Genomic DNA, 24,430 nt, shown 5'->3' on the forward strand with positions numbered 1-24,430 from the left:
GTTGGATTCTTCGCGGGCATGCCCGCACAGGCTCAGAGCGCAATCAGCTCCGGCCTCAACCCTTCGACCCGGCGCACCGGCGGCGTCAGGTAGCCGCCATCCCCGGTGACCTGGTGCAGCACCTTCTCCCGCAGCTCGTGAAGTGCCGCGCCCGTACGCAACCGTGGGTGTGGCAGGTCGATCTCCACCACCGACTTGATCCGCCCCGGGCGCGGTTCCAGAACCACCACCCGGTCGGCCAGGTAGGTGGCCTCTTCGGCGTCATGGGTGACCAGCAGCGTGGTGATGCCTGCACGTTCGCGAATAGCCAGCAGCTCGTCCTGCAGTTGCTGGCGGGTCAGCGCATCCAGCGCGCCGAACGGCTCGTCGAGCAGCAGGATACGCGGGCTGGCTACCAGGCCTCGGGCGATCGCCACGCGCTGGGCCATGCCGCCGGACAGCTGGTGTGGGTAGGCTGACTCGAAGCCGACCAGCCCCACCAGTTGCACGAACTCGTGTACCCGCCGCGCGCGCTCACCCTGGGTGAGCGGTTCGTTGACCAGGCCCAGGGCAATGTTCTGTTCCACGCTCAGCCAGGGGAACAGCCGGTGCTCCTGAAACACGATGCCGCGTTCGCTACCAATGCCGCTGACAGTGTGGCCGTCCACACGGATGTTGCCGCTGTAGTCGGTATCCAGCCCCACCAGCAGGCGCAGCAGAGTAGATTTGCCACAGCCGGAAGCACCAACGATGGCGATGAATTCGCCTTGGTTGATCGACAGGTTGAAGTTGCGGATGGCTTCCAGCGGCTGCCCATCGACGCTGAACACTTTGCCGATCCCCTCGAAGCTGACCAGAGGCGGGGTGACGTCGGGCTGGTTGGCCGCGTGCAGGTGCGAGGTGTTGAAGGCGTTCATGCGGTTCTCCAGCGCGTGGCGCGCGATTCGAGGCGTTGTCCAAGGGTGCCGAGCAGGGCGCCGACCAGGCCGATCAGCAGCATGGCGGCCATTACCTGGTCCATGCGGAACAGCTGCTGGGCGCCGATCATCAGGCTGGCGATGCCTCCGTCCGAGGGCATGAAGTATTCGGCACCGATGGTGCCCAGCCAGGCGTAGATCAGCGACAGGCGCAGGCCGGCAAAAATGGCCGGGGCTGCGCCGGGCAGCACCAGCAGCCGCAGGCGTTGCCACAGGTTCAGGCGCAGGGTGCGCGCCGCTTCGCCCAGCTGTGGCGAGAGGCTGGCGATACCGCGCTGGGTGGCGATCAGCAACGGGAAGAACGCAGCCATGCCGACGAATACCTGCTTGGCCCCTTCACCCAGGCCGAACCAGGCTGTGAGCAGCGGCACCCAGGCAAACAGCGCCACCTGACGCAACGCCGACAGGCTAGGCCCGAAGATACGTTCGGCATTGGCCGAAAGCCCCAACAGCAAACCGGCCAGCAGGCCAGCGCTACCGCCCAGCAGCAAGCCGGCCAAAGCGCGCTGCAGGCTCAGCAGCAAGGCTTGCGGCAGCGAACCATCGGCCAGGCCGGTCAGCAGGGTGCGCAACACTTCAAGTGGTGAGGTCAGGATGTTGCTGTCTACCCAGCCAAAACTGCTACTGAACTGCCACAGGGCCAACAGTGCCAGTGGCAGCAGCAGGCTTTGCCAACCCCGCGGCACGGGGCCACGGTGCTGCTCCCCTGTGGCAGCTTGTGGCCAGTACAGCAGGCGCTTTTCCAGGGCCGAGAAGCCGCGCTCCAGCAGTGCGCCGACCAGGCCGATCACCAGGATGCACAGCAGCACCAGGTCGAGCATGAACAGCTGCCGTCCCCACACCATCAGGTAGCCAATCCCTTCGCTGGAGGCCAGCAGTTCGACCGCCAGCAGCGAGGTCCAGCCGGTGGCCAGGGCGAGGCGTACGCCGGTGAGGAAGGCGGGCAGGGCAGCCGGTAGCAGCAGGCGCAGGAACAGTAGATGGCGAGGCAGGCGCAGCACCGCAGCGGCCTCTCGCAGCTTGGGCTGGGCATCGCGTACACCGACCAGCGTGTGCAAGGTGACGGGGACCACCACGGCTTTCACCAGCACCACCAGCTTGAGCAGCTCGCCGATCCCGAAGAACAGCATGAACAACGGGATCCAGGCCAGGGTAGGAATCTGTGCCAGCGCCACGAAGGTCGGCAGCACCAGCGTTTGCGCCCGCCGCGAAGCTCCCAGCCAAACACCCAGCAGCAACCCGCTGCCGATGCCGACCGCCAGCCCCCAGAACAACCGCTGCAAGCTTATCCACAGGTGCCCCCACAGCTCGCCGGAGCCAAACTCCACCGCGCTCTGCCAAACCAATGCTGGCGCCGGCAGAATCTGCTCGCTCATCCAGTGCTCCCGGCTGGCCACTACCCACAGCACGGCAATTGCTGCAGGCACCAGGTATGCGAGGCCTTTGTAGGAGCGGCCTTGTGTCGCGATAGGGCCGCACAGCGGCCCCCGGAGCCACCTCCGATTCCTGCTCAGAACTCCATTCATCGGCCATCTCTCGAAGCGTTGTTAGATTATTCATTTATGGAATTAAAAATTCTAAAAAATGACTTTCAAGAGATAAGAGCATGCGCTTCATGCATACGGAAGCCCCTCGCCGTTGCGTTTTCCTCATATTTTCCATGCGTTTTCCGCAAGCCTGCCGCAGGCCCGCATGCCGCCTGATTTATGCCTTCCAGTTACTGAAGAATGAAGTTTTGATCTTTGTAGGTTCTAACCAGACCTGCCTAGCTTCTGGCCAAAGCGCCGGCCATCGCCGGTGGCAGCCTGCCAAGGAGCCTTGCCATGAAAACCCCGCTGCGCCACCTGATCACCGCCCTTGGGCTGGCCTTCACCCTCAGCGCCCATGCAGCTGAGCCGGCCAAGCCAGCAAGCATCCGCATCGCCGTGCCCGACCTCAGCGCGGGCAGCAAGCCCAGCGCCGGTGGCGTGGTCGACGTGCTGCGTGACCAGCAACTGCTGGAGAAGGAATTCGCCAAGGACGGCATTCGCATCGACTGGCACTTCTTCAAGGGCGCCGGGCCGGTGGTGAACGAAGCGTTGGCCAACGGCCAGGCCGATTTCGCATACCTCGGCGACCTGGCCGCTATCGTCGGCAAGGCCAATGGCCTGGACACCCGCGTGCTGTCGGCGGGGGTACGTGGAGTGAAGAGCTACCTGGGCGTGGTGCCCGGTTCCGGCATCAAGACCCTGCAAGACCTCAAAGGCAAGCGCGTGGCGGTGTTCCGTGGCACCGCCAACCAGCTGTCGTTCGCCAGCGCCCTGGCCAGTCAGGGGCTTAGCGAGCGCGACCTGAAGGTGATCAACCTGGACTTCAACGCCGCCAATGCCGCGCTGGCCGCCAAGCAGATCGACGCCACCTGGGGCCTGTCCAACCTGCTGTCGCTGCGCGAGCGCGGGCTGGTCGAGCTACCGGTCAACTCGCGTGACCTGGAAGGTGCCGGCAGTACCCAGGCGGTGCTGCTGGGCACTGGCGATTTCATCCGCAAATACCCCGAGCTGGTGCAGCGCCTGGTCAATGCCCAGCAACAGGCCAGCGCCTGGCTGCGCGACGAACACAACCGCGAGGCCTATGTCGAGCTGGTGGCCAGCAATGCCAACTGGCCGCGCAGCATCCTCAGCGACGACCTGGCCAAGGAAGACCTGGCCCATTACTTCGATCCACGGCTGGACGCCGAATTCGTCGGCCAGCTGCAACAGGGCGTGGACCTGGCCGCCAAGGAGCGCCTGATCCGCCGTGGCTTCCAGGTGGCCGACTGGATCGAACCACGTTTCCTCGATGCCGCCCTGCAACAGAAACAGGCCGTGCAGGCCGCCCGCTGAACCCCGAAAACCCGACAATGACCGCAAGGACACGACCATGAGCAACGCCGCCCTGGCCACCGCGCCACAAACCCTCGAACTCGACATCCACCCGGTTGCCGGCCGCATCGGTGCCGAAATTCGCGGGGTGCAATTGTCCGCCGACCTTGATGCCGCCACCCTCGACGCCATCCAGGCCGCGCTGGTGAAGCACAAGGTGATCTTCTTCCGTGGCCAGACCCACCTGGATGACCAAAGCCAGGAAGCCTTTGCCAAGTTGCTCGGTGAGCCGGTCGCCCACCCCACCGTGCCGGTGGTGGATGGCACCAGCTACCTGTTGCAGCTCGATGGTGCCGAAGGCCAGCGGGCCAACTCTTGGCATACCGACGTGACCTTCGTCGACGCCTACCCCAAGGCCTCGATCCTGCGCAGCGTGGTGGCGCCGGCATCCGGTGGTGATACCGTGTGGGCCAACACCGCCACGGCCTACCAGGAGCTGCCCGAGCCGCTGCGCGAGCTGGCCGACAAGCTATGGGCGGTGCACAGCAACGAATACGACTACGCCAGCGTGAAGCCCGATGTGGACCAGGCCAAGCTGGAGCGCTATCGCAAAGTGTTCACCTCCACGGTGTACGAGACCGAGCACCCGGTGGTGCGCGTGCATCCGATCAGTGGCGAGCGGGTGCTGCAGCTGGGGCATTTCGTGAAGCGCATCAAAGGTTATTCGCTGGCGGATTCGCAACACCTGTTCGCGGTGTTGCAAGGGCATGTGACGCGTCTGGAGAACACCGTTCGCTGGCGCTGGCAGGCGGGGGACGTGGCGATCTGGGATAACCGCGCGACGCAGCATTATGCGGTGGATGATTACGGGACCCAGCCGCGGGTGGTGCGGCGGGTGACCCTGGCGGGTGAGGTGCCGGTCGGGGTGGATGGCCAGTTGAGCCGCACCACGCGTAAAGGCTGATATCGCCGGGGCCGCTTTGCGGCCCTATCGCCGGCAAGCCAGCTCCCACAGGTACATCACAGGCCAGAAGGCTGCGGTGATCTTGTGGGAGCTGGCTTGCCGGCGATTCGGGGGCAAAGCCCCCGCCAGCTAAAACTCGGTATCGCAGGCAATCAACTGCCTGACCAGCCCCTGAGCCAACGGCGATAGCCCATACCCCACCCGGCTCACCACCCCATAACGGGTATAGAACGCTTCTTCCTGCTCCACCGTCAGGTCGGCCAGCTGCAATGCCACCAATCCCCCGTCACGCTGATACGGCCGCAAGTTGGCATTGCAGGCAATGCCGATGGTGTCCGAATGCATCACCACATTCAGCAGTGCATAGCCGTGCTCGCACTCTACCGTCGGCAGAAAATCCTGCCGCCCGCTGAGGTCGCTGAGGATCTTGCGGATGTTCGGCGGGCGGAAGGTGGTAGCCAGGGGGTAGTCGAACAGGTCACGCGCCCGCACGCTCTGACGCTCGGTCAACGGGTGCCCGACGCGGCAGCAGAAATGCCAGCGCTGCGGCGTCAGCTTGTGCACCTGGTAGTCCGGGTCGGACTCGAACTGGCGGGTGTCGGCGACGAAGAACTCGATCTCCTCGGCAACCAGTTTGCGGTTCAGCGCCTGCCAGTTATCCACCTGGAAGCAGGTACGTGCCGCGGGGTATTCGGCGACGAAGCGTGCCACCGCCCGCGGTACCAAACCCCCTGCCGGCGCCGGGCCGGAGCCGAAGCGCACCACGCCGGTAGTGGCACCGTTGAACTGATGGATCTCGTTGACCAGGTTGTGCGCCCCATGCACCAGCCGCCGCGAATGCTCCAGCACCAGCAGGCCCTGGCGAGTCGGCGCCAGCTCCTTGCTGGCGCGGTCGACCAGGCGGCAGCCGATGTTGTGCTCGAGGGTCTGGATGCTGCGGCTGAACGCTGATTGCGACAGGTTCACCGCAGCGGCCGCAGCAACGAAGCTGCGGTGCTCGACAAGGGCAATGTAGTGACGCAGCTGACGGAGATCGATATGCATTTTTTACATTGAAACTTTCGGTCGAATGCAATTGCTGACAAGGGGTAGCCCCCTTATAAAGGGAGTCACTTATTCCACAAAATATGAATTACAAATATTTATATCGCCTAAAAGAATATAAGCCCGACTGACTGCGATTCGGTTCCGCCAACGGAAATGCTCGCCAGGGCCCATGCCTCAAGGAGCATTTGCATGTCCGGAGTTTCCCGTTGGCCTGCGCGCGCGTCGCGTTTCACCTTGCAACCCTTGGCTGCCGGCGTGCTGCTGGTGGCGTCCTCTGCCAGCTTCGCCGAAGAGACGGTCAGCGCCACCCCGGCGGTGGAGCAGGAAGCCAAGCTCGGCTCCGTCACGGTCAATGCCCGCCGCCGCGAAGAAACCGCGCAAAGCGTGCCCACGCCGATCAGCGTGCTCGACAGCGAAACCCTGGAAGGTCAACGCATCTACCGTGTGCAGGACCTGCAGCAACTGGTACCCAGCACCAACGTCGCCTACGTTCATGCCCGCCAGTCGAGCATTTCGATCCGTGGCCTGGGCAACAACCCCGCCAGCGATGGCCTGGAAGGCAGCGTCGGCATCTACCTGGACAACGTCTACCTCGGCCGCCCCGGCATGGCGGTGTTCGACCTGCTGGACGTGGAGCAGCTGGAGGTGCTGCGCGGCCCGCAAGGTACGCTGTTCGGCAAGAACACCACAGCCGGCGTGCTCAACATCACCACGCGCAAGCCCACCTTCCACCGCGAGGGCAGCATCCAGCAGTCGATTGGTGAAGACGGCTATCTGCAAACCCAAGGCAGCTTCTCGGGGCCGATCAGCGACACGCTGGCCGGGCGCATCAGCGCCTACCGCACTGAAGACGACGGCTATGTGAAGAACATCCACAACGGCGACGACCTCAACGGTGGCAAACGCCAAGGCTTTCGTACCCAGCTGCTGTTCAAACCGAGCGAAACCTTCAATCTGCGCTGGATCGGCGAATACAACGAAGAAGACTCCGACAATGGCATCCTCAGCTTGTACAGCACCGGCCCTACCATCAATGGCGTCAATCGCTACGAAAGCCTGGCCACCCAGGCCGGCGCGACGTTGGTGTCGGGCAAGCACCGCAAGGTCAACTTCGACGCCGACCAGCAGGTGACCGTTTTCCAGGGCGGTACCTCGGTGGAGGCCAACTGGACCCTGCCCAACGACTTCACCCTGACCTCGATCACCGCCTACCGCTGGTGGGATTTCACCCCGCGCAACGACGACGGCCTAAACGTGCCGGTGTTCTACAGCGCCGGGGTGTCGGTGCGCGACAAGCAGTACTCGCAAGAGATCCGCCTGGCTTCGCCCACTGGTGGTGCCTTCGACTACGTGCTGGGCGCGTACTACTTCAAGCAGGATCTGGACAACAAATCCTTCACTTACTACGGGCCGCAGGCGGACATCTGGAACCTCACCCCGGCTGGCGCCCTGGCCAACGTCGACACCATTGGTAACGGGCACATCGACACGGACAGCTACGCGCTGTTTGCCCAGGGCACCTGGCACGTAACCGACCGCCTGGATTTCACCGCCGGCATTCGCGGCACCTATGAAGAAAAGAGCGCCTGGGTGACCCGCGATGCGCCAACTGGCGGCGCGGCAGTAACCGGGGCCGCCGCAGCAGCGCGCCAGGCCCGAATAGGCGCCTACGATTCAGGCGACCTCAACCAGTACAGCTTCAGCCCCTCTGGCCTCCTGGGCCTGAGCTACCGCTTCAACGAGCAACTGCTGGGCTACGCCACCCTGACCCACGGCGAGAAGTCTGGCGGCATCAACCTTACCGTCGGCGCTGCGCCACGGCTGGGCACCGATTCGCTGCTGGTCGGCACCGAGCGGGTCAACAACGCCGAACTCGGCTTGAAAAGCTCGCTCTTCGACGACCGCCTGCAACTCAACACCAACCTGTTCTGGGCCGAAGTGCATGGCTACCAGGCCAACGTCTACGACCAGATCAACCGTGTGCAATACCTGGCCAACGCCGGCAGCGTGCGCTCGCGTGGCCTGGAGTTCGAAGCCACGGCGCTGCCGCTGCGCGGCCTCACGGTCAACTTCAACGGCTCGTGGAACGACGTGCGCTACACCGAGTACAAGGACGCCCCGTGCCCGCCGGAGGTGAGCCTGGCCAATGCTACCGCCACCTGCGATTTGTCCGGCCACCAGGTGGTCGGCGCCTCCAAGTACATCGCCAACCTCAACACCCAGTACAAGTGGCAGGCCAGCGAGCACATCGAACCCTACGTCACCGCCAGCTACGCCTTCCGCTCCAAGGCGGTGGGCACCATCGACGACTCCGATTTCGGCCAGATCCCCAGCTACGCGCTGGTCAACCTCTCCGCCGGTGTGCGCCTGGACCAGGGCGACGGCGTGGTGGACCTGTCGCTGTGGGTGAAGAACGCCGGTGACAAGACCTACTTCACCAGCCTGTGGAACTCCGCCAACGGTGGCTATGCCGGCGTGCTCGGTACCCCGCGCACTTTCGGCGCCACCGCCCGTTACGACTTCTGAGCACAAGGAGCTTTGCCATGAATGCCAAGACCGAAACCCCTGTATTGCCTGAGGGCGCCTGCCTGACCGCCAAGGTCCCCGAACGTGACGAGGCGCTGCTCGGCGACGTGGTGGTCAACCCTTATCGCCTGGCGCCGCTGACCGCGATCATTCGCGACGGTGGGCGCAGCCTGAGTGCCGCGCACGTGCGCGTGCTGGGCCGGGGTGAGCGCGGTGTGGACATCGCCTACGAGGTGTCCGACCGTTCGTTGTGGACCTATGGCGGCATCCCGGTATTCGGCCTGTACCCGGACCACGTCAACCAGGTGGAAGTGACCTACAAGCTCGACGGCGAGCGCATCCGCGAGCAGTACCAGATCTACGCTCCGGCCGTGCGCCTGCCGGTGGTGGCCAGGCAGACCGCTGCCTTGCCTGAAGTGCAGCCAGTCAAGGTAGCGCCAGGTTTTGAACAGCGCCTGTACCTGTTCAACCACCTGCAGGGGGACATCCCGGGCGGGCGCGCCTTCAAGTGGAATGCCCTGGGCGGCGCGGCGGAATGGGACCAGGTGGGTAACAACTGGATCGCCGACAGCAATGGCGACGTGCGCTGGTACCTGGACATCGAGCAGATCCACGACTCCAACCGCCGCGATGGCCTGGGCGGCACCATGGGCTTCCAGCAGACCCGCGACGGCAAGCTGATCTGGGGCCAGGGCCAGACCTACTCCAAGTACGACCTGCTGGGCCGGCGCATCTGGCAGCGCAGCCTGCCCGACAAGTTTGCCGACTTCTCCCATGAAATCCGCGAGACCGCCAATGGCACCTACCTGCTGCGGGTGGGCACCAGCGACTATCGCCGGCCCGACGGCAAGCGCGTGCGCTCGATCCGTGATCACATCATCGAGGTCAACGAGGCCGGTGATGTGCTGGACTTCTGGGACCTCAACCAGATTCTCGACCCGTACCGTGGCGACCTGCTGGAAACCCTGGGCAAGGCAGCCATCCAGTTGCCGGCCGGGGTGCAGAAACAGGACGAGCGGCTGGCCAACGAACTGGCCGAAGGTGACCTGCCCTTTGGTGACACCCCGGGCGTGGGCACAGGGCGTAACTGGGCACACGTCAATGCCATCGACTACGACGCCGATGACGACAGCATCATCGTTTCAGCACGGCACCAGGGCGTGGTGAAGATAGGCCGCGACAAGCAGGTGAAGTGGATTCTCGCCTCGCCTCAAGGCTGGCCTGAGCGTCTGCGCGAGAAGGTGCTGACGCCGGTGGCGAGCGAAGGCTTCGACTGGTCGTGGACACAGCACACCGCCTGGCTGACCGGCAAAGGCACGCTGACCGTGTTCGACAACGGCTGGGGCCGCGACTTTGCGCCGACCTGGCTGACCGGCAACTACAGTCGGGCGGTGGAATACCGCATCGACGAGGCCAAGGGCACGGTCGAGCAGGTGTGGGAATACGGCAAGGAGCGCGGCGACGAGTGGTACAGCCCGGTGACCTCGGTGGTGGCCTACCGGCCGGAGACCGACACCCAGTTCATTTACTCGGCGTCGGTGAACTTCCTGACCCCGGAGAAACTGACCACCACCGTGCTCAACGAGGTGCGGCGCGGGACCCAGGAGGTGCTGGTGGAGCTGAAGGTGCACAGCCGGCAGCCGGGCAGCGTGGGTTACCGAGCCTTGGTGATCGACCTGGCCAAGGCCTTCTGACCCATCCCTCCGGGAGGGCCGTCGGTCCTCCCATCACATTTCCTTCAGCTCGTTCGTCTAACCTGTACTGGCCCTATCGCCGGCAAGCCAGCTCCCACAGGGACCCCACAGGTGCTGAATTTTGTGGGGTCCCTGTGGGAGCTGGCTTGCCGGCGATAGGGCCGGTTGCTACGGCACAGAAATGTGAAATTTCCGCCAGGGTGTTCAACCATTCGTTCTTTTTTTCGAACAGCCTATTGTCCAACACCCCAGCAGCCGCTTAGCATTCGTTTGAGATTTCAAACGCTCGATGCCCTGCCTTGGGCGCTTTTCAACAATCAACAATTCGGGAAGCCGACATGCAGCTCAAAGACGCTCAGTTGTTCCGCCAGCAAGCCTACATCAATGGTGAGTGGCTGGATGCGGACAACGGCCAGACCATCAAGGTCACCAACCCGGCCACTGGTGAAGTCATCGGTACCGTGCCGAAGATGGGCACCGCGGAAACCCGCCGCGCCATCGAAGCCGCCGACAAGGCCCTGCCGGCCTGGCGTGCCCTGACCGCCAAGGAGCGTTCGGCCAAGCTGCGTCGCTGGTTCGAACTGATGATCGAGAACCAGGACGACCTGGCTCGCCTGATGACCACCGAACAAGGCAAGCCGCTGGCCGAAGCCAAGGGCGAAATCGCCTATGCTGCCTCGTTCATCGAGTGGTTCGCCGAGGAAGCCAAGCGTGTCTACGGTGACACCATCCCGGGCCACCAGCCAGACAAGCGCCTGATCGTCATCAAGCAGCCAATCGGTGTTACCGCGGCCATCACCCCGTGGAACTTCCCGGCCGCCATGATCACCCGTAAAGCCGGCCCGGCCCTGGCCGCCGGCTGCACCATGGTGCTCAAGCCTGCCTCGCAGACCCCATACTCCGCCCTGGCCCTGGTCGAGCTGGCCCACCGTGCCGGCATCCCGGCTGGCGTGCTGAGCGTGGTTACCGGCAGCGCTGGCGAAGTTGGCGGTGAACTGACCGGCAACTCCCTGGTCCGCAAGCTGTCCTTCACCGGCTCGACCGAAATCGGTCGCCAGCTGATGGAAGAATGCGCCAAGGACATCAAGAAGGTTTCCCTGGAGCTGGGTGGCAACGCCCCGTTCATCGTGTTCGACGACGCCGACCTGGACAAGGCGGTCGAGGGCGCGATCATCTCCAAGTACCGTAACAACGGCCAGACCTGCGTCTGCGCCAACCGTATCTACGTGCAGGACGGCGTCTACGACGCGTTCGCCCAGAAGCTGGCCGCCGCTGTTGCCAAGCTGAAGATCGGTAACGGCCTGGAAGAAGGCACCACCACTGGCCCGCTGATCGACGGCAAGGCTGTCGCCAAGGTCCAGGAACACATCGAAGACGCCGTTGGCAAAGGCGCCAAGGTACTGTCCGGTGGCAAGATCATCGAAGGCAACTTCTTCGAGCCGACCATTCTGGTCGACGTACCGAAGACCGCTGCCGTCGCCAAGGAAGAGACCTTCGGCCCGCTGGCGCCGCTGTTCCGCTTCAAGGACGAGGCCGAAGTGATCGCCATGTCCAACGACACCGAGTTCGGCCTGGCCTCGTACTTCTACGCCCGCGACATGAGCCGTGTGTTCCGTGTTGCCGAAGCCCTGGAATACGGCATGGTAGGTATCAACACCGGCCTGATCTCCAATGAAGTGGCACCGTTCGGTGGCATCAAGGCTTCGGGCCTGGGCCGCGAAGGTTCCAAGTACGGTATCGAGGACTACCTCGAAATCAAATACCTGTGCATCAGCGTCTGATAGCACGGTAAAGGCTTTACCTCTGCCAGCGGGGCGCGAGAGCGACGTCTCGCTGGCCTTTTTTACATCGCAGTACCTGGTGGCCAGGGCGTTCACGGCAGTCGATCAACGAATACTGTTCGCGAGCACTCCCAGCCACCCCCGAATAAAAGCGCCACTCCAAACCGGCGCAATGAGGGCATTATGAGCAAGACCAACGAATCCTTGATGCAACGTCGTGTCGCCGCCGTCCCACGTGGCGTTGGCCAGATCCACCCGATCTTCGTCGATACCGCGAAGAACTCGACCGTGATCGACGTTGAAGGCCGCGAACTGATCGACTTCGCCGGCGGCATCGCAGTACTGAACACCGGCCACCTGCACCCGAAAGTGGTTGCGGCCGTGCAAGAGCAGCTGACCAAGGTCAGCCACACCTGCTTCCAGGTGCTGGCCTACGAACCCTATGTAGAGCTGTGCGAAAAGATCAACAAGCTGGTCCCAGGCGACTTCGACAAGAAGACCCTGCTGGTCACCACCGGCTCCGAAGCCGTTGAAAACGCCGTCAAGATCGCCCGTGCCGCCACTGGCCGCGCTGGCGTAATCGCCTTCACCGGCGGCTACCACGGCCGTACCATGATGACCCTGGGCCTTACCGGCAAGGTCGTGCCGTACTCCGCTGGCATGGGCCTGATGCCAGGTGGCATCTTCCGCGCTCTGTTCCCTAGCGAACTGCACGGTATCAGCGTTGACGACGCCATCGCCTCGGTCGAGCGCATCTTCAAGAACGACGCCGAGCCGCGCGACATCGCCGCGATCATCCTCGAGCCGGTACAAGGCGAAGGCGGCTTCCTGCCAGCGCCGAAAGAGCTGATGAAGCGCCTGCGCGCCCTGTGCGACCAGCACGGCATCCTGCTGATCGCCGACGAAGTACAGACCGGCGCTGGCCGTACTGGCACCTTCTTCGCCATGGAACAGATGGGCGTTGCGCCTGACCTGACCACCTTCGCCAAATCCATCGCTGGCGGCTTCCCGCTGGCCGGTGTGTGCGGCAAGGCCGAATACATGGACGCCATCGCTCCTGGCGGCCTGGGTGGCACCTACGCCGGTTCGCCGATCGCTTGCGCCGCGGCCCTGGCCGTGATCGAAGTGTTCGAAGAAGAGAAACTGCTGGACCGCAGCAAAGCTGTTGGTGAGCGCCTGACCACCGGCCTGCGCGAAATCCAGAAGAAGTACCCGATCATCGGCGACGTCCGTGGTCTGGGCTCGATGATCGCTGTCGAAGTCTTCGAGAAAGGCACCCACACCCCGAACGCAGCTGCCGTTGGCCAGGTTGTCGCCAAGGCTCGCGAGAAGGGCCTGATCCTGCTGTCCTGCGGTACCTACGGCAACGTTCTGCGTATCCTGGTTCCGCTGACCGCAGAAGATGCTCTGCTGGACAAAGGCCTGGCTATCATCGAAGAGTGCTTCGCTGAAATCGCCTGATGTGACGTGCTTCAGAAAAAACCCGCTTCGGCGGGTTTTTTTTGTGCCCAGGAAAGCCTTGGGGCGCTATCGTTGTCGGAGGATTTGCTCAGGAAGCTGCGACGGACTGTGTGGCAGGGCTATTCAGGAGTTGGCGATGAACGCTGCAGACCCCACCCCACCAAGCGTACTTATTGTCGAGGGCGACCCCTGGGTACGTGACATGCTCAGCGAAATGCTGCTGAGCGTGCGCTGTGATGCCCGCTTGCAGCTCTGCGCCGACGGCTCGCAGGCCTTGAGCGCGCTGTCGAGCAAGCCCGACCTGATCATTGCCGCGCGCGAACTGGCAGGTGTCGATGGGCTCGACCTGTTGCGCAAGGTACGCGCGAAAGGCTCGAGGTTGCCGTTCATCCTCATGAGCAACCGCATTGACAGTGCCAGTGTGCATGAGGCGTTGCCCCTGCACCCTACTGCCTACCTGAGCAAGCCGCTGAACCTGGAAACTCTTCGCAAGCGCCTGGAAGAGCTGCTGCTGGCGGTTGGCGAAGAAATCGCCTGCCCGGTGCCGGCCTTGCAGCCAGGTGCCAGCCTGCCGGCCTACCTCGAGCAGCGTCGCGCTACCGCCGATGGCGGGCCGCTGCTGGCCGATGTGCAGGTGGCGATCAAGCGCGCGCTCAATCCCCAGGGCCTGAACCTGAGAGTGCTCGAAGAGGAAGTGCAGGGCGATCCGCAGATCACCGCTGTGCTGATTGCGGCGGCCAACAGCGCAGCGCTGCACCGCGAAGCACCAGTGCAGACGCTGCTGCAGGCCTTGAACAAGCTTGGCAGCACCCAGAGCATGAACCTGATCCTGGGCATGACCCTCAAGCGCAGCGCTCGCCTCAGCGACCCGCTGCTGGCGGAGCATGCTTCCCGCTACTGGGAGTTGTCGCTGCACGCTGCCGAATATGGCCGCACCTTGGCACGCATGCTCGAGCTGGACGAAGGGCGTTGTTACTGTGCGGGGTTGCTGCATTGCCTGGGCGACCTGGCGGTGCTGCGCTGCCTGCAGGAATGGCGGCTGGCCGGGGGCGAGCTGGATGAGGATCAGGTGCAGTTGTCGCTCAATGAGTTCGGTGCGGCGTTCGGCTCGGCGCTGCGCACGCGCTGGCGGTTGCCGCTGGGGTTGCGCGAGTTGATCGCGGCGATATACCAGCTGGGCGGCGGGGTGTACTCGCGGGAGATCCTGGCCATGAACCTGGCCGGGCAGTTGTCGCGGCTGTCGGCCGAGCAGGGGCTGGAGAAGGTGGCCAGCAGCAAGACTGCGCGGCTGCTCAAGCTTGGCCTGCCGGAGCTGAGGCGGTTGCGTAAGGTGGAGAACCCTGAGGTGAAGCCGCAGGAAGAGCCGCCGGTGGCTGAGGCCGAGGTTTCCAGCTGAGATTTTGGGGCCGCTTTGCGGCCCATCGCCGGCAAGCCAGCTCCCACAGGTACTGCACAAGGCTGGAGGATTGCGCCGTAGCTGTGGGAGCTGGCTTGCCGGCGATTGGGGTGCAGAGCACCCCCAGAGCTCAGCCGCGGACGATCTGGTTCTTGCCCTGTCGCTTGGCCTGGTACATCGCCGCATCGGCCCGGGCATACAGGCTGTCCAGCGCCACATCCTCGTCAGTCAGCCCGGTCACCCCCTGGCTCACCGTCACCCCGTAGGTCTGCTCCCCATGGCTGAAGCTCAGCCGCTGGATCTGCCGCTGCAAGCGCTCGGCAATCTGCTCCGCGACCTGGGCACTACAGCCGGGGAACACTGCCGCGAACTCCTCGCCACCAATGCGCCCGAACAGGTCACCTCGGCGTAGCACGGCCTTGCCGCTGTCGGCGATCTGCTGCAACACCTGGTCGCCTTCCTGGTGACCGTAGCTGTCGTTGATGCGCTTGAAGTCGTCGATGTCCAGCAGCAGGAAGGCCAGTGGTGTACCGTCTTCGCGGGCGCTGTCGAAGGCTTGCTGGGCGCATTCGAAAAAGTGCCGGCGGTTGCTGCTCTGGGTCAGTACGTCGGTGGTGGCCAGGCGCTGCAGTTCACCTTCGAGCTGCTTCTTCTCGGTGATGTCTTCTGCGATGCCGACGATGATCACCCGGTCGCCATCGCGTTGCTGGTTGATGTAGCACTTGTCGCTCAGCCAGCGCAACTGGCCCTCGGCATTGAGGATGCGGTACTCGCGGTCTTCCACCGAGCCCTTGAGCAGTACCTGGGCCAGGCTGCGTTCGGCGAACTCCAGGTCGTCGGGGTAGATGCTGTCTCGCCACTCGTTGTAGTCGGCCAGCACCAGGCTGGCCGAGCGGCCGAAGATGCGCTCGTAGGCGGGGCTGACGTACAGCACCTGACGGGTTTCCCAGTCGAAGGCCCATAGCACCGCATTGACGCTATCGAGCAGCGAGCTGAACAGCTGTTCGCGCTCGCTCAGGCGGGCAACCTCGCCTTGGGCGTGGAGCAGCGCAAGCAAGGTCTGGGCGGCTTCCGGAGGCGGGGTGCCGGGCAGTGTCGTCGGAATGTTCTTGGCCATGTGCACGGAGCAGATCTCGGCGTGAAAGCGTGCGGCCAGCATCTGGCCCGCCACGCGGGCGATGTGCCAGATATGAGTGTAAACGAGAGGGCGAAGTTCCGGGCGGCACGCCCAGCCAAATGGGCGTGCCGATCAACGGCGGTCAGGCGCCGGTCGGGCGCAGGGAGTACGTCTTCAGCTGTGCCGCGAAGTCCCGCAGGGCGTGGATGCCGCTGGTTTCCGCCTCGTGTACCCAGTCCTTCATGGCGGCCAGCATGTCGTGGCCGTTGGCGCTGGTGCGCGCCCAGATCTGCTGCAGGGCCAGGCGTTTTTCGTAGATGGTCTTCAGCGCCTGGCTGTGGGCGAGCATCGACTCGATGCGCACATGGTGACGGTCTTCCAGCAGGCTGGTCTCGCGCGACAACAGGCGCTTGGCGCGGCGGAAGTGATGGCGCAGCGAAGCATCGACGCGGGCCAGCTCCTGCTTGACCAGCGGGCCGATCACCAGCTTGCGGTACTGGGCCATGATCTGGAAGCGGTTGTTGAGGATGGCCATGGCGGTGTCCATGTCCAGGCTGGCCTTGCCTGCCACCCGGTGGGCGATGGGCGCCACGCGCTGTACCTTGGCCAGGCGCAGCAGGCAGAACAGGCGGATCCACGCCCAACCCATGTCGAACTCCCAGCGCTTGACCGACAGCTTGGCCGAGTTGGGGTAGGTGTGGTGGTTGTTGTGCAGCTCTTCGCCACCGATGACGATGCCCCACGGCACCAGGTTGGTCGCGGCGTCGCGGCACTCGAAGTTGCGGTAGCCGAGAGCGTGGCCCAGGCCGTTGACCACGCCGGCGGCCCAGAACGGAATCCACATCATCTGCACTGCCCAGATGGTGATGCCGATGGTGCCGAACAGCAGCAGGTCGATTACCGCCATCAGCGCGATGCCGCCCAGCTTGTAGCGCGAGTAGAGGTTGCGCTCGATCCAGTCGTCCGGGCAGTTCTTGCCGTAGATGCGCAGGGTTTCGGGGTTGCGCGCCTCTTCCCGGTAAAGCTCGGCACCCTTGCGCAGCACCGTGCCCAGGCCCTTGTACAGCGGGCTGTGCGGGTCGTCGGGGGTTTCGCATTTGGCGTGGTGCTTGCGGTGGACGGCGGTCCATTCGCGGGTGTTCTGCGCCGTGGTCAGCCACAGCCAGAAACGGAAGAAGTGCTTGAGCGCGCCATTGAGCTCCAGGGCCCGGTGCGCGGAGTAGCGGTGCAGGTAGACCGTGACGCTGACGATGGTCACGTGGGTCATCAGCAGGGTAATGCCGACCAGTTGCCAGGCCGACAAGTCGAGCAGGCCGTTGTACCACATAGGTGTAAATACCCTCGGAATGCGGGAGGAGGGGCTGATTATCCCTTGGGCAGGAAATAAATACAGTCACCCGTTCAGATAGGAAGTCACGACATGTTTCAGCCTTTATAATGCCCCATCATTTTTCATGGGCAATTGCACCCGACATGTCTGTTTCCGTTCGCGACGCCTTGCGCATGGCTGCGCTGTATGTGGTGCTCTCGATCCTCTGGCTGACGCTGGCCGAGGTGGTGTTGCACGGCATGACCGACGACCCCCTGGCACTGACCGTGGGCCGGCAGATCAACGTGGTGGTCTGGGTGCTGCTGAGCGCCGTGCTGATCTATGTGTCGCGGGTGCGGCTGCTCGACTTCATCGGTGTTGGCGCGCGTATGCGTGGTGAAGACCGTGAACGCCTGCGCATGGCTGCGGCAGTGTTCGACAGCACCCTCGAAGGCGTGCTGGTGACCGACCGCCATGGCCTGATCGTGCACGTCAACCGTGCCTTCATGCGTATCACCGGCTACCAGCAGGACGAGGTCATCGGCCAGCGCCCGAACAAGTTCAAGTCGGGCCGCCATGGCCTGGCGTTCTACCAGCAGATCTTCGCCACTCTGGCGGAAAAGGGCGAGTGGAGCGGCGAAATATGGAACCGGCGCAAGAGCGGTGAAATCTACCCGCAATGGCAGACCATTTGCGCCATCCGCGACGATCAAGGCGAGCTCAGCCATTACGTGGCGGTGTTCAGCGACATCAGCGCGATCAAGCATTCTGAACAGGAACTGGCCTACCTGGCCCACCATGACCCGCTGACGGGCCTGCCCAACCGCCTGCTGTTCAACGACCGGGTCGAGCAGGCGCTGGCCGCAGCCCAGGCCAACAAGCGTGGTTGTGCCCTGCTGTTGCTGGACCTGGACCATTTCCAGAGCATCAACGACGGCCTTGGCCACACCATTGGCGACCAGTTGCTGAAGCTGGTGGGCGAGCGCCTGTCAGAGGTGCTGCGCAGCGGCGTGACCTTGGCGCGCCTGGGGGGCGACGAATTTGGCGTGCTGGCGGAAAACTGCCATGAGGTTGGCCAGGCGGGCAAGCTGGCGCAGGGCATCATCGAGCGCATGCGCGAGCCGTTCCAGTTCGACGGTCACCGCCTGTTCATCAGCGTCAGCGTGGGCATCAGCCTGTTCCCCAGCGATGCCTTGAGTGCCGAGCAGTTGCTGCGCAATGCCGACTCGGCGTTGTACAAGGCCAAGAGCAACGGGCGGGCCTGCTATGCGCTGTACACCGAAGAACTGACCGCTCACGCCCAACACCGGGTCGAAACCGCCGGCGAGCTGCGCCGAGCCTTGGAGCAGGACGAGCTGCGGGTGTTCTACCAGCCGGTGCACGACCTGGCGACCGGCCGCCAGGTCGGCGTCGAAGCCTTGGTGCGTTGGCAGCACCCTGAGCGCGGCCTGGTTCCACCGGGCGAATTCATCCCGATTGCCGAGCGTACCGGGCTGATTGCTGAGATCGACGCCTGGGTACTACGCCAGGCGTGTCGGCAGATGGCGCGATGGCAGGGTGAAGGGCGGCAGTTGGCATTCGTGGCGGTGAACATTTCCAGCCGCCTGTTTGGCCAGCACGAGCTGTACCAGCAGGTGGCCGAGGTGCTGGACGACACCGGCCTGGCCCCGGCCCTGCTGGAGCTGGAGGTGACCGAGAGCGCGGTGATGGAGGACCCGGAGGTGGCGCTGGAGCAGTTGCATCGCCTGCGCGAGCTGGGGGTGACCTTGGCTATCGACGACTTTGGCACCGGTTATTCATCGCTGCTGCGGCTCAAGCGCTTGCCGGTGCAGAAGCTGAAGATCGACCAAGGCTTCGTTGCCGGGTTGCCGCTGGATGAGGACGATATCGCGATCGTCCGGGTGATCATCGCCCTGGCCCGCAGCATGGGCATGCAAGTGCATGCAGAGGGCATCGAGCAGGCCGAGCAGGCCAGCTTCCTGCTGCATGAGCAGTGTCAGCTTGGGCAGGGGTACTGGTTCGGGCGGCCGGTGCCTGCCGGGGATCTGCGCTGGGGTTGAAGGCCCCTTCGCGGGCATGCCCGCTCCCACAGGGATATCGTTGTATTCAAGCCCTGTGCAGTACCTGTGGGAGCGGGCGTGCCCGCGAAGAATTCAGCGCTTGTTCAAGCCTTTCGCCAACCGGTCGCCACCCAACTGGATCAACGCCACCAACGCCACCAGCATGGCAATCACGGTCAGCATGATCTGGCTGTCGAAGCGCTGGTAGCCATAGCGGTAGGCGATATCCCCCAAGCCCCCGGCACCGATCGCTCCGGCCATGGCCGAGGAGTTGATCAGGGTCACCAGGGTAATGGTGAAGCCCCCGACAATTCCCGGCAGCGCCTCGGGCAGCAGCACGTGCCAGACGATGTGCCAGCGCCGGCAGCCCATGGCCTGTGCAGCCTCCACCAGGCCGTGGTCAACTTCGCGCAGGCTGACCTCGGCAATCCGCGCGAAGAACGGAGTGGCGGCAATGGTCAGTGGCACCACTGCCGCCCACACGCCATACGTGGTACCCACTACCAAGCGGGTGAAGGGGATCAGCGCGACCATCAGGATCAGGAACGGGATCGAGCGGAACAGGTTGACGAATGCACCCAGCACCCGGTTCAGCAGCGGCGCCTCGAAGATCCCGCCCTTGTCGCTGGTGACCAGCAGCACCGCCATCGGTACCCCCACCAGCAGGGCGATCAGCGACGACACACCGACCATCAGCAGGGTATCGAGCAAACCTTCCAGCAGGCGATCAAACCACATGGCCCAGTACCTCCACGTCCTCGGCCCAGCGGCGGGCGCGTTCCAGCAATTGATGGGTGTCGTGCGGCGAGTGCTGCACCGACAGGATCAGCTGCCCCAGGGCATGCTCGCCAATGGTTTCCACACCGCCCTGCAGCAGGCGCACGCGGCCGCCAAGGTCGTTGAACAGGGCAGACAGTTCGGGCTCGCCGAGCAGGGTCAGCCTCAGCACCACGGCACTGTCGCGGCTCGCCGGGTTGGCCCGCAGGCTGGCTTGCAGCGCGGCTGGCAACCTGGCTTGCAACGGTGCCAGCAGGGTACGGGTGACTTCGTGGAGCGGTGAGCCAAACACCCGCCAGACCTCACCCTGCTCGACCACTTCTCCACGTTCAAGCACCACCACCCGGTGGCAGATATCGCGGATTACCGCCATCTCGTGGGTGATCAGCACGATGGTCAGGCCCAGGCGCTGGTTGATGTCGCGCAGCAGTTCGAGAATGGAAGCAGTGGTCTCCGGGTCCAGCGCCGAGGTGGCCTCGTCGCACAGCAGGATCTGGGGGTCATGCACCAACGCCCTGGCAATGCCCACGCGCTGCTTCTGCCCGCCGGACAGCTGCGCCGGGTACACGTGGTGCTTTTCCCGCAGGCCGACCAGCTCCAGCAGTTCGCGTACCTTGCGCTGGCGCTCCGCCTTGGCCACGCCGGCCACCTTGAGGGGCAGCTCGACGTTCTGCCACACGGTCTTGGCCGACATCAGGTTGAAGTGCTGGAAGATCATGCCGATACGCCGGCGCAGGGCTACCAGGTGGTCCTCGTCGAAGGGCGCGATGTCCACCTGGTCGATCAGCACCCGGCCCTGGCTGGGTTGCTCCAGGCGGTTGATGGTGCGCAGCAGCGATGACTTGCCGGCGCCGCTACGGCCGATGATGCCGAAGATCTCGCCATGGCGGATGTTCAGGTCGATGCCTTGCAAGGCCGGTTGCGCCTGGCCCGGGTAGGTCTTGCCCAGGCCGATGAAGCGCACATGGGCTTCATTGACCTCCGGGCGCAAGGCCTGCTCCCTGGCCGTTGGCGGCAGTGGTTGTGCGGTGGGCGCCCGCAGCGCGCTGGCCTGGCTCATGTCAGCCCTCCCAACCGGCCTGGTAGAGCTTGCCGTGGGCTTTGTCCAAGGCTGCGCGCACCACTGGCGAGTGCTGGTAGATGTCGACGAACTTGGCCAGGCGTGGGTCGTCCTTGCTTTGCGGTCGAATGACGAACTGGATCACGTACTCCTTGTTCTCCAGGCCGTCGAACAGCAGTGCGGAGCCGGCGTCGAAGCTGTTGGCCAGGCGGATGTAGGCCGGGTAGCCCTGCACGAGGTCGGCGTCGTCATAGGCGCGAACCAGCTGTACGGCCTCGACCTGAAGGATTTTCAGTTTTTTCGGGTTGGCGACGATGTCGTCCTCGGTGGCTTTGTAGCCGACCCCCGGCTTGAGGGTGATCAGCCCGGCCTTGGCCAGCAGCTGCAGGCCACGGCCGCTGTTGATCGGGTCGTTGGCGATGGCCACGCTGGCGCCTTCGGGCAGGTCGGCGAAGCCCTTGTACTTTTTCGAGTACAGGCCGACGTTGTTGATGATGCCCGGGGCGTAGGGCACCAGGTTGAAGCCTGCGGCCGCCTTGGCGTTTTCCAGGAACGGGATGTGCTGGAAGTAGTTCACGTCGATGTCGCCGCTATTGAGGCTGACATTGGGTGCGATCCAGTCGCTGAACTCGACCAGCTTCACTTCCAGGCCTTGCTTGTGCGCTTCTTCCACTGCGGCTTCCAGCGGGATGGCAAAGGCCGAGGTGGTGCCGATCTTCAGCGGTTCGGCAGCCAGCGCGCTGGCGGACAGGCCGAGGGTGAGGGCAATGGCCGCGACGGGCCGGAACAATTTATCAAGCATGGTGCAGGGCTCCAGTCGGGGCAGGGGTAGAGGTAAAGCGGTAGGCCGAGCCAGGGTGGTCGGCGGGCAAGTGCGGGTGGTCGGCCTGGAACAGTTTCTCGCGCAGGGTGCCTTCGGCGTAGGCGGTCTTGTAGCGGCCACGCTGTTGCAACTGCGGGATGACCAGGTCGATGAAGTCCTCGAAGCTTTCCGGGGTTACGGTGCGGGTCAGGTTGAAACCGTCCAGGCCGGTTTCATCGAACCAGGCGATCAGCTGCTCGGCCACCTGCTCGGGCGCGCCGACCAGGGTCACGTAACGGCCACCCAGGGCGTGCTGCTGCAGCAGGCGCCGGCGGGTCCAGGCGCTGTCCTGCAACTGGCGCGTGGCCGACTGGATGGCGTTGCCCTGGCTGAAGGCAATCGGCTCGTCCAGGGCGTAGGCGGCGAAGTCGATGCCGGTGGACGCTGCGAAGTGCGCGACCCCGGCCTCGGCGCTGGCATGGCGCAGGTACTCGGCATGCTTGGCCTGGGCCTGCTGCTCGGTGGCGGCGACGATCACCGTGATGCCCATGAACACCTTGACCGCTTGCGGGTCGCGGCCAGCGGCTTGGGCGGCGGCGCGCACCTTGTCGACCTGGGCGGGGGTGGCGGCCTTGTCCTGGCCACTGATGAACACGCATTCGGCATGGTTGCCGGCGAAGGCCAGGCCACGTTGCGAGCTGCCGGCCTGGAACAGTACCGGTGTACGTTGCGGCGAGGGCTCGCACAGGTGGTAGCCGTCGACCTTGTAGAACTCGCCCTGGTGGTTGACCTTGCGCACCCTGTCGGGCCTGGCATAGACGCGCTGCTGGCGGTCGGCGACCACGGCATCGTCAGCCCAGCTGCCTTCCAGCAGTTTGTACAGCACCTGCAGGTACTCGTCGGCCTGGTCGTAGCGGCGGTCATGCTCGGGTTGCTGCGCCAGGCCCATGGCCCGGGCGGCGCTGTCGAGGTAGCCGGTGACGATGTTCCAGCCCACCCGGCCATGGCTCAGGTGGTCCAGGGTGGAAAGGCGCCGGGCGAACAGGTACGGCGCTTCGTAGGTGAGGTTGGCGGTAAGGCCGAAGCCCAGGTGGCGGGTGACGGCGGCCATCGCCGAGACCAGCAGCAGCGGGTCGTTGACCGGCAGCTGGATCGACTCCTTGAGGGTGACGTCCAGCGACTGGCCGTAGATGTCGTAGGTGCCGACGATGTCGGCGATGAACAAGCCGTCGAACAGCCCACGCTCCAGCAGGCGCGCCAGGCTGGTCCAGTAATCCAGGGTCTTGTACTGGGTCGAGGTGTCCCGTGGATGGGTCCACAGGCCGTGGTTGATGTGCCCGACGCAGTTCATGTTGAAGGCATTGAGCAGGATCTGTTTGGCCATCAGATGGTCCCCCGGCGTGGTGGGTTGGCATCGTTGAGGTAGTAGTTGCCGATGGCGTGGTACTTCCAGCGCACCGGGTCGTGCAGGGTGTGCACGCGGGCGTTGCGCCAGTGACGGTCGAGGTTGTGTTCGGCCAGGGTGGCCTGGCTACCGCCCAGTTCGAACAGGGTGGTGCCGGCCGCGAGGGAAATCTCGGTGCTGATGGCACGGGCCTCGGCCACCGCGATGGAGGCGGCGGCCACGTTTTCGGCAGTGCTGTCGTCGCGGGCGCGGTCCAGATATTCGCCCGCGCGCTCCAGCAAGGCTTCGGCGGCGTGCAGACGGATCGCCAGATGGCCAAAACTCTTCAGCGTCAGCGGGTCATCGCTGGCCTTGTCCAGGCCGGAGTCGACCCAGGGGCGGCTGCGGGTGCGCACGAAGTGCAGGGCATCTTCGTATGCGGCGCGGGCGATGCCGGTGTCGATGGCGGCATGAAGGATCTGCGCCAGCGGGCCGACCGGGGTGGGGCGTTCGAAGGCGCTCTGGAACGGCACCACGTCGGCGGCACTGACATACACGTTATCGAACACCACCGAGCCGCTGCCGGTGGTGCGCTGGCCGAAGCCGCTCCAGTCGTCGATCACCTGCAGGCCCTGGCTGTCGGCCGGGACGAAGGCCAGGTGCTGCACGCCCTGCTCATCGACCACCGAAGTGGGAATGCGCTGGGCGTATATGGCGCCGGTGGAGTAGAACTTGCGGCCGTTGATGCGAAAACCATCGCCGTCGCGGGACAGGCGCGTGGTGCGGTCGTTGGCGGTCTTGGTGCCCAGTTCGGCCAGGGCGTTGCCGAAGCGGCTGCCCGCCAGTACTTCGGCGTACAAGCGCTGTTGCTGTTCGGGCGTGCCGTTTACCCGCAGGACTTCCAGGCCGTAGAAATGGTTTTGCGGGATCTGCCCTAGCGAGCCGTCGGCCTGGGCGATGCGGGCGATTACCTTGGCCAGGGTGATGTTGGACACGCCGGCGCCGCCGAAGGCCTTGGGTACGCTGATGGCCCACAGGCCGGAGCGAGTGAACAGTTCCAGTTCGGCGTGCGGCAGACGGCGCTCGCGGTCGCGCAGGGCGCTGTCGCGGCGCAGGTGTCGGGCGACTTCTTCGGCGACGTTCAGGGCTTGGGTGTCGCTGGTGATGATGTTTGTAGTCATGGTGTTTCTCCGGGGCCTCGGGGCCGCTCTGCGGCCCATCGCGACACAAGGCCGCTCCTACAGGAGGTACGCGAT

Annotated in this window: 18 protein-coding genes; 8 read left to right on the forward strand and 10 right to left on the reverse strand. The window is 64.4% G+C overall.

Annotated elements, in window-relative coordinates; genetic code table 11:
• Positions 1–32 precede the first annotated feature (32 nt).
• Positions 33–896, reverse strand: a complete 864-nt coding sequence (locus tag ACLCGK_RS18945) for an ABC transporter ATP-binding protein (protein WP_410952670.1) — start codon at positions 894–896, stop codon at positions 33–35.
• Positions 893–2,482 carry an ABC transporter permease gene (locus ACLCGK_RS18950; protein WP_410952671.1) on the reverse strand — a complete coding sequence of 530 codons (1,590 nt, stop codon included), beginning with the start codon at positions 2,480–2,482 and terminating at the stop codon, positions 893–895. The genes ACLCGK_RS18945 and ACLCGK_RS18950 overlap by 4 nt, the downstream gene beginning before the upstream one ends.
• 297 nt (positions 2,483–2,779) lie before the next feature.
• Between ACLCGK_RS18950 and ACLCGK_RS18955 the strand changes: the two genes are divergently transcribed.
• A complete protein-coding gene (locus ACLCGK_RS18955; RefSeq protein WP_410952672.1) occupies positions 2,780–3,817 on the forward strand; it encodes an ABC transporter substrate-binding protein in 1,038 nt (345 codons plus the stop codon).
• A 37-nt stretch (positions 3,818–3,854) separates the two neighbouring features.
• Positions 3,855–4,760: a TauD/TfdA dioxygenase family protein gene (locus tag ACLCGK_RS18960; protein ID WP_410952673.1), complete on the forward strand. Its 906-nt coding sequence runs from the start codon at positions 3,855–3,857 to the stop codon at positions 4,758–4,760.
• A 129-nt stretch (positions 4,761–4,889) separates the two neighbouring features.
• Here ACLCGK_RS18960 and ACLCGK_RS18965 read toward each other — a convergent pair whose 3' ends face one another.
• Positions 4,890–5,804 carry a LysR family transcriptional regulator gene (locus ACLCGK_RS18965; protein ID WP_410952674.1) on the reverse strand — a complete coding sequence of 305 codons (915 nt, stop codon included), beginning with the start codon at positions 5,802–5,804 and terminating at the stop codon, positions 4,890–4,892.
• Positions 5,805–5,996: 192 nt separating this feature from the next.
• Between ACLCGK_RS18965 and ACLCGK_RS18970 the strand changes: the two genes are divergently transcribed.
• The 5 genes from ACLCGK_RS18970 to ACLCGK_RS18990 all read left to right on the forward strand — a co-directional run bounded on the left by ACLCGK_RS18970 (position 5,997) and on the right by ACLCGK_RS18990 (position 14,665).
• The gene (locus ACLCGK_RS18970) at positions 5,997–8,333 is read left to right on the forward strand and encodes a TonB-dependent receptor (protein WP_410952675.1); all 2,337 of its coding nucleotides are present in this window, start codon (positions 5,997–5,999) and stop codon (positions 8,331–8,333) included.
• 17 nt (positions 8,334–8,350) lie between these two features.
• Entirely contained in the window at positions 8,351–10,027 is a 1,677-nt protein-coding gene (locus ACLCGK_RS18975; RefSeq protein ID WP_410952676.1) for an aryl-sulfate sulfotransferase, read from the forward strand.
• Between the two features lie 338 nt (positions 10,028–10,365).
• Positions 10,366–11,808: an NADP-dependent succinate-semialdehyde dehydrogenase gene (gene gabD, locus ACLCGK_RS18980; protein ID WP_015268576.1), complete on the forward strand. Its 1,443-nt coding sequence runs from the start codon at positions 10,366–10,368 to the stop codon at positions 11,806–11,808.
• Positions 11,809–11,991: 183 nt separating this feature from the next.
• Positions 11,992–13,269 carry a 4-aminobutyrate--2-oxoglutarate transaminase gene (gabT, locus tag ACLCGK_RS18985; protein WP_023662096.1) on the forward strand — a complete coding sequence of 426 codons (1,278 nt, stop codon included), beginning with the start codon at positions 11,992–11,994 and terminating at the stop codon, positions 13,267–13,269.
• A gap of 136 nt (positions 13,270–13,405) precedes the next feature.
• Positions 13,406–14,665 (forward strand): response regulator, encoded by a 1,260-nt coding sequence (locus tag ACLCGK_RS18990; RefSeq protein ID WP_410952677.1) that lies wholly within the window; start codon positions 13,406–13,408, stop codon positions 14,663–14,665.
• 130 nt (positions 14,666–14,795) lie between these two features.
• Here ACLCGK_RS18990 and ACLCGK_RS18995 read toward each other — a convergent pair whose 3' ends face one another.
• The gene (locus ACLCGK_RS18995; RefSeq protein ID WP_410952678.1) at positions 14,796–15,824 is read right to left on the reverse strand and encodes a GGDEF domain-containing protein; all 1,029 of its coding nucleotides are present in this window, start codon (positions 15,822–15,824) and stop codon (positions 14,796–14,798) included.
• Positions 15,825–15,924: 100 nt separating this feature from the next.
• A complete protein-coding gene (desA, locus tag ACLCGK_RS19000; protein ID WP_039614263.1) occupies positions 15,925–17,109 on the reverse strand; it encodes a delta-9 fatty acid desaturase DesA in 1,185 nt (394 codons plus the stop codon).
• A gap of 146 nt (positions 17,110–17,255) precedes the next feature.
• Between desA and dibA the strand changes: the two genes are divergently transcribed.
• Positions 17,256–19,151 (forward strand): phosphodiesterase DibA, encoded by a 1,896-nt coding sequence (gene dibA, locus ACLCGK_RS19005; protein WP_410952679.1) that lies wholly within the window; start codon positions 17,256–17,258, stop codon positions 19,149–19,151.
• Between the two features lie 93 nt (positions 19,152–19,244).
• On the opposite strand, the gene ACLCGK_RS19010 is transcribed toward dibA, so the two are convergent.
• From ACLCGK_RS19010 to ACLCGK_RS19030, 5 genes are read right to left on the reverse strand one after another with little or no spacing between them, the layout of a single operon-like run.
• A complete protein-coding gene (locus tag ACLCGK_RS19010; RefSeq protein ID WP_008096606.1) occupies positions 19,245–19,889 on the reverse strand; it encodes a methionine ABC transporter permease in 645 nt (214 codons plus the stop codon).
• Positions 19,879–20,988, reverse strand: coding sequence for a methionine ABC transporter ATP-binding protein (locus ACLCGK_RS19015; RefSeq protein ID WP_410952680.1), 1,110 nt, complete (start codon positions 20,986–20,988; stop codon positions 19,879–19,881). Before ACLCGK_RS19015 ends, ACLCGK_RS19010 begins: the two co-directional genes overlap by 11 nt.
• 1 nt (position 20,989) lies before the next feature.
• Positions 20,990–21,790 carry a MetQ/NlpA family ABC transporter substrate-binding protein gene (locus ACLCGK_RS19020; protein WP_410952681.1) on the reverse strand — a complete coding sequence of 267 codons (801 nt, stop codon included), beginning with the start codon at positions 21,788–21,790 and terminating at the stop codon, positions 20,990–20,992.
• Complete coding sequence (locus ACLCGK_RS19025; protein WP_410952682.1) at positions 21,783–23,174, reverse strand: LLM class flavin-dependent oxidoreductase; 1,392 nt, start codon at positions 23,172–23,174, stop codon at positions 21,783–21,785. The genes ACLCGK_RS19020 and ACLCGK_RS19025 overlap by 8 nt, the downstream gene beginning before the upstream one ends.
• Positions 23,174–24,355: an SfnB family sulfur acquisition oxidoreductase gene (locus ACLCGK_RS19030; protein WP_410952683.1), complete on the reverse strand. Its 1,182-nt coding sequence runs from the start codon at positions 24,353–24,355 to the stop codon at positions 23,174–23,176. The genes ACLCGK_RS19025 and ACLCGK_RS19030 overlap by 1 nt, the downstream gene beginning before the upstream one ends.
• Between the last annotated feature and the right edge of the window lie 75 nt (positions 24,356–24,430).

It is taken from the genome of Pseudomonas sp. S1(2024), from assembly GCF_046557535.1.